The organism is Nostoc flagelliforme FACHB-838, assembly GCF_014698065.1.
Lineage (GTDB): Bacteria > Cyanobacteriota > Cyanobacteriia > Cyanobacteriales > Nostocaceae > Nostoc > Nostoc flagelliforme_B.
In genome coordinates, this window is the sequence record NZ_JACJSI010000349.1 from 1 (window position 1) to 6,081 (window position 6,081).

A 6,081-nucleotide genomic window follows, 5' to 3' on the forward strand; every position below is an offset into this window, starting at 1 on the left:
GAAAACTCTCAAAGTAGCCGCAGCGTATCTGGGCGAGTATGAAAAAATCTGGAGTGCCCGCTTTGATGCTCTGGAAAAACTATTAGAAGATCGATAACAAAGTAGCAGGAGGCTAATATGGCACATCTGACAGTAACAGTTCCAGAAAATTCACAAAATATCTTCGGTACTGTCACAATCAAGGCTTCGTTAGAAAAGGTATTTGAAGCATATACCAAAGAGGAACTGTTTGCTACTTGGTGGTGTCGCGGTAATCCAATGAAAGTGTATCACTTTGATTGTCAAGACGGCGGCAGTTGGCACATTGCTGAACAATCAGAAGACGGTCACGAGTATGAGTTTACTGGCTGTTTTCATGAAGTCGCTCTAGATAAACGAATCGTGCAGACATTTGAATTCTTGGGGATGCCGGAACGTGGGCATGTCATGCTGGAAAAAGCTGAGTTTGTAGCAATTGACGAACATACAACTGAGATTCGTACCCATAGCACAGCAATGAGCCAGTCAGACCGTGACGGCATGGTTGCCAGCGGCATGGAAAGCGGCTGGCGACAGTCCGTTGAAGCTCTGGGCAAGCTTTTAGAACCAAACGACTAATTACAACTCGCTCGCCGGCTTGATATTTACCAAAGCGATCGCTGAGGTAGATGTCAAGCCGATATTTTTGTAATACATTTGTGCTATATTTATAAGACAAAAGTGTGAAGACAAAATAATAATAAGATACCCTTATCTTTTATCCGATATAAACTACGATTAACACTTCTTCCCCCCAGACACAACACTTTCACCAACATGCAATCGCGGAGGGTGCATGTTGGCAACGGAATACAAACTATTACGCTGCCGATAAATTTTGCTTGTCTTGGTATCGCCTTTGATGTGTAATCCAAGCGATAACCATTTACAGGGTGCTAACTTTCAGTTATAGTTAGCCGTAACTTATTATAAGCACGATTCAACTATAGCTTTGACGTGGTGCAAAAATAGTTTACGAAAGTTGCTCAGGCGGTTGCCATAATATTGGTTCAGCGAAGAGACAAAGGTATTGCTGCACAAATATGCATTCGGGAAAACTTTTCTCCCTGAAGCGGTTCCTGTTCCTCAATTTCTAAGATTCTGATCGTGGATAACTGCAACCGCCTTGATGCAGAACTGTCTGGGAATACAAATTGCCTGCTTTAATTACAAAAATCATCCACGCGGATATCCCGCCAGATATCAGAAATCTGCCAGCCTGATTTGCCCACAGATTGTACTGGAGGATTGTCAAGAAATGGAATATAGTCAGGAACTCTAAGCTCTTGAGTGATTACTGCTTTCTCCTCAACCACAGGGTCTGGAGAATTGACAGTATTAGCTTCTTGAAGTTGGTCTTCTGCCTCCTCGATTAGCTTCATCTGTCTCAGGGTAAGCTTGTCGGATTTTTTGATGATTTTCTTCTTGGTATCTATATGATTAGAAGTATTCATTGGCTGTTCCCTCGAAGGCATTGGCTTAAAATTTGGTTGGATGACAGTAGATTTCTGGAAAGTCGGGGTCAGTCGGGTGTAAATAATTTGCACAGAATTCACAAGATACACCAAATTTATGGAAAATACGAGTCCCTTGCTCAGGGATTTACGAATTAGGGAGAAATATCTTTTTCGAGCCGCTTCAGGCTGATAACGGAGAGTTAAGAGTTCTCGCCGTTGGGGAGGATTAAGAAATTTGTTAGCATAGAAAGGAAAAATCCTCGTAGTAGACGACGAAGCCAGCGTCCGCCAAATTTTGCAGATACGTTTAGAAGTGATTGGCTACGATGTAGTACAAGCTGAACCACTAAATTTACGTTGACGCAAAAGCCAATTCTATTGAAACCGATCGCAGCAAGTCTTTAAATGAATTTAACTAATCGCTGTGAAGTCAGGTTATTTTTTGGCTGTCTCAGGTTAACGGGAAATCTTGGTTAATAAATCCAGCAGCACTGCGTGTTGCTTCTAAGATTGTGAGTAATCCACTTCCTGGGTGAACTGCACCACCAATCCAGTACAATCCACTAATATTTTCAGAACGAATTGGAGGGCGAAATGGCCCAAGTTGGCTCCAATTGTGGCTGAGATTAAACACAGCACCCAAATGAACTAGATAATCATCGCGCCAAGTTGGTGCAGTGTAACACCTTTGGGTGACAATATGTTGCTCAATATTGTCATATCCTAATAAATCTAGACGTTTAAGAATAAAGTCTTGGTAGCTTTTTTGTTTAATATCCCAGTTAACATTATAAGAAGTATTTGGAATTGGCACTAACACAAATAATGTGCTATGTCCATCTGGTGCATTACTGGGATCTATAATTGTTAGATTGCAAACATAAATCGGCGGATCAGTTTCATCTAATGCAGAATCATCTACCCAAGGGCGATCGCGTCGTCGAATCTGTTCTGATAAATAGATTTGATGATGTGGTAAGTCTTCGTAGCGGCGATTTATACCTAAATAGAGTATGAAGGTAGAGCATGAAAATTGCATTTGGTTAAGCTTGCGGTCAGTGTAGCGACCTCGTGCTGAAGTTGGTAGCAAATGACGAATAGCGTATCCAAAGTCAGCATTGATCACTACTGCATCAAAATTTAGCCGCTCACCATCGGCTAATTCAATACCACACGCCTGCCCATGCTCAATCCAGACTTGATGCACTGGACAATTAAGGTGAATTTGCACGCCCAAGTCTTGAGCAGCCTTGCCCAACCCCTGCGCCAATGCCCGGAATCCTCCCAATGGGTGCCATACTCCTTGAGCAAATTCCAAAAATGGAATCAGACTGAATACACTTGCTGCCACAGTAGGATGCATTCCTAAATATTTCGAGGGATAGCCCAGAGCATAGACTAAACGCTCATCCTGGAAAAATCGCCAAAAGTGTTGATATAAACTTTCCCAAGGACGAAATAAAATTAAAGAGACAATTTCGTTCCAACGCAAGTAACCCAATAGAGTTCGTACAGGACTGCCTAGATAAGGTTTATAGCCCAATTGATATTTACGAATATGCTCTGTGTACCAGCGCTCAAATGCTAATGGTAAATCTGAACGCAGGTTTGCCAATTGTGCTTTAAAGGCTTCTAAATCCGAGGTTAAATCCAGTTGTGTACCATCCCAAAATCGAATGCGAGTATAGGGTTCTAATTTTTTGAGTTGAACATAGTCAGAAAAATTTAAGCCAGCTTCCTGAAAAAGCTCTTCATACAGGTGTGGCAGTTGGAGAATAGTCGGCCCTGTATCAAAAGCGTATGAATCAACTTCTAAGCCACGCATCCGCCCACCTACACGTTCAGCCGCCTCAAATATTTGCACTTGATACCCTAGTCCAGCAAGACGGATAGCTGTGGCTAGACCACCAGGGCCGGCTCCGACAATCGCAATTTTTTTAGACATAGATAAACTCCTCATTTACTTGGTCAATTGATACTGTCAGGAAAGAGTGGTTGAAGATAAGCAATCAAAACTTGTTTAGTCTGTGCTACTAGTTGCCGTCGTAAGTGATCGTTTTGGGACAGCGACATTAACTGAAGCGCCCCCGCAATTTCTACACTGACTAAAGCTACTAAATGCCGTTGTTGTGAATTCATTTGCGGTTGCCGTAAAGCAAAGAACTTATCTAATTGCTCTACAATCTCATGGTCAACTCGCTGATTTACTGCCTGCAATTCGCCAGATATTCGTGATCGCAGCATAGTTACCCGACAACCTGGTTGAGTAGTATAAAATTTATCAAAGTCTTCAATTGCTTCACTCAACAATATTGCTAAGGGGTAATTGATCGTTGAGGGATTAAACCTAGCCGCAAATAACTCTCGCATTTGTTGTGCATATCGCTCTGATAGCGCATGAACAATAGCCTCCTTGTCAGGAAAAAAGCGGTAGAGTGAACCAATTGAAATATTTGCCTGTTTTACAATCAATTCGGTTGAAACCGCTTCATAGCCTACTTCTTCCAATAACTGAGCAGCTATATCCAAGATTTGATTGACCCGTTGGCGACTGCGGGTTTGTTGCGGTAATCGACGAAGTGTTTCGGGATTGTGAATCCTGGAAGACATGGATTGATTAAGAGTAAACACGAGCAAATATCATATTATCACTATAAAACGCGATAATTATTCATTTTTTTTGATATTTAGTTTTGGCGAAGAAACAATTTCGGTCGTTTAGCTTCAAAAAGCAAAGCTCAGTTCTAGAGTGATCGGCTATCGCTACCACTCAGATGCAAGAGTTCTCATGTCCAGGCAATCAACCATAACCCTGTTTTGTCACTTTGGAAGAATGAAATAGCCATTCATTACAGGGCTTAATTTCCAGCTTTTGGCTATAAATTTGAGTTTCTATTAGAAAATAAAGCCTCAGAGTTGGTTATTTTCTCAAGTGCCAGCAGTAGTGCATCACGGAGGAGCTAGTACAACGGCGGCAGTGTTACGTGCGGGGACACCATCACTTACCGTACCCTTCAAAGCATGTCAGCCAGTTTGGGGTGAAAAGTTAACTCGGTTGGGAGTCAGCCCACAACCGATACCGTACCGCTCTAAAAGAAAAACCTAAAAATAGTACCCAGAAATACAAAATCGACTAACAACAAACGAAATTGAGCAGATTGGAAGTTTGCGTGTCTTTGCCCAAAAAGTATTAATACATCTAGGTTAATGTTTTAAGCAGTTTGGTTACGTATGAATAAACGTAATATAACTAATAAAATACTGGAGGAATGCGGAATTTTTCTAAGCAATTTTAAGAGAGTGTTTTGATTGGAAACATTGATTTTTTCATTTTCGGAAATATGCAACAAACAAATGTCTAATTCTTCAAAAAACTGTGACTTTTCAATATCGAGAACTATAGGTAAATCTTTTCTGATAGAGTTGTTGACCTTTGTTATTGTAGACACGTAGTATTCTCGAGCATCTAGCCCAAGCGATGCAAGGAGTTTATCATTACTTTTATACTTGAAGTATGTCATACTAAAAATCAGCAGCAAGAAGAACTTGCAGACTAATCTTGCCTTCAAACCATTAGAGAGTTGCAGTTGGGATTTAATAATTGCACCAAAAAAGTCTCCATGTCGATTTTCATCTTCACTCCATGATTTATAGAAACTAAAAAGAGGATAGATGGAGCATTCAGGATGAGATTTTAAATGCTCGAAAATGGTTATGTAATAACAGCTAGAAATTCTCTCAGACAGATAGGTAGAGTAGATAAACCATGAAAAAGGTAGAAAAATATATTTTCTATGTTCTTTCTTTAGAAAACCTAACCCAGGTTTAATATGAAAATCTAAGAGGGCTTTATTTAGAAAACTAGCGTGACGAGCTTCATCACGAGACATCAGGGAGAATCCACTTGAAAGGACGCTGTTTGTTTCCTTAAGTTTATATGATAATTCTTTGTATAAAATAAATCCTGAGTACTCAGCAGCACAGTATATTTCCAAAAGTTTAATTATGAGTTCTCGTGCCTCACCTTGAATGTGATCCCAAGACTGATCAAATCTCTCGTCACGTATGTACTTGTCTTTAGTGTAGTCGTTCTTTAGATTGGCGATAGCAGTACTAAAGGCTCCTTGAAAACTTGAGGTATCAGTACTAGAAAGTTTCCTGATGTTAGTTGTATAAAATCCTGGAGAAATGAGAGTTTCTTTCGCTAAAACCTCAGTGTTTGACTGTGTGTTTTCAACATATCCCATATTCTAAATCCTCTATTAAATGTCAGTCTAGATGCTACTTCAAGAGAAGAATCTTAGCAATTCCTGAATCTCAGATCAGGAATTTGAGGTTTCAGTATTTGACAGTCCCGCCTCATCAATAGAGACTCATCGCTTTTGCTGACAACTTCAAAGCCGAAACGCTCATACAGGCTTACTGCTGGATTGTCGAGCGAGACGCTCAGAGAGATGGATAACTGTCCACAAGGTGACTCCAATAAATGTGTGATACCAATTTTATATGAAGGTGCATATAATAGAGAAAACAAACTCTATAAATTAAAATAACCATGAGCCGCCCTTTTAAGATTGAAATCGCAGAGAGCGAAGAAGAACTTAAA

General features: G+C 40.4%; 6 protein-coding genes and 1 pseudogene. 3 read left to right on the forward strand and 4 right to left on the reverse strand.

What is annotated here, in order from left to right:
* Positions 1 to 117: 117 nt before the first annotated feature.
* Complete coding sequence (locus H6G97_RS43300; protein WP_242056000.1) at positions 118 to 597, forward strand: SRPBCC domain-containing protein; 480 nt, start codon at positions 118 to 120, stop codon at positions 595 to 597.
* Between the two features lie 584 nt (positions 598 to 1,181).
* Here H6G97_RS43300 and H6G97_RS43305 read toward each other — a convergent pair.
* Complete coding sequence (locus H6G97_RS43305; protein ID WP_190946680.1) at positions 1,182 to 1,472, reverse strand: hypothetical protein; 291 nt, start codon at positions 1,470 to 1,472, stop codon at positions 1,182 to 1,184.
* Between the two features lie 259 nt (positions 1,473 to 1,731).
* Between H6G97_RS43305 and H6G97_RS54035 the strand changes: the two are divergent.
* A pseudogene (locus H6G97_RS54035) lies at positions 1,732 to 1,815 on the forward strand (DNA-binding response regulator); the annotation flags it as partial.
* A 111-nt stretch (positions 1,816 to 1,926) separates the two neighbouring features.
* Here the strand turns inward: H6G97_RS54035 and H6G97_RS43310 are convergent.
* Positions 1,927 to 3,420, reverse strand: coding sequence for a phytoene desaturase family protein (locus H6G97_RS43310; protein ID WP_190946681.1), 1,494 nt, complete (start codon positions 3,418 to 3,420; stop codon positions 1,927 to 1,929).
* Between the two features lie 23 nt (positions 3,421 to 3,443).
* A complete protein-coding gene (locus H6G97_RS43315) occupies positions 3,444 to 4,085 on the reverse strand; it encodes a TetR/AcrR family transcriptional regulator (RefSeq protein WP_190946682.1) in 642 nt (213 codons plus the stop codon).
* Positions 4,086 to 4,407: 322 nt separating this feature from the next.
* Here H6G97_RS43315 and H6G97_RS43320 point away from each other — a divergent pair, with 322 nt between their 5' ends.
* Positions 4,408 to 4,581 (forward strand): glycosyltransferase, encoded by a 174-nt coding sequence (locus H6G97_RS43320; protein WP_190946683.1) that lies wholly within the window; start codon positions 4,408 to 4,410, stop codon positions 4,579 to 4,581.
* Positions 4,582 to 4,687: 106 nt separating this feature from the next.
* Here the strand turns inward: H6G97_RS43320 and acsF are convergent, their stop codons facing one another.
* Entirely contained in the window at positions 4,688 to 5,722 is a 1,035-nt protein-coding gene (gene acsF, locus H6G97_RS43325) for a magnesium-protoporphyrin IX monomethyl ester (oxidative) cyclase (protein ID WP_190946684.1), read from the reverse strand.
* Positions 5,723 to 6,081 lie beyond the last annotated feature (359 nt).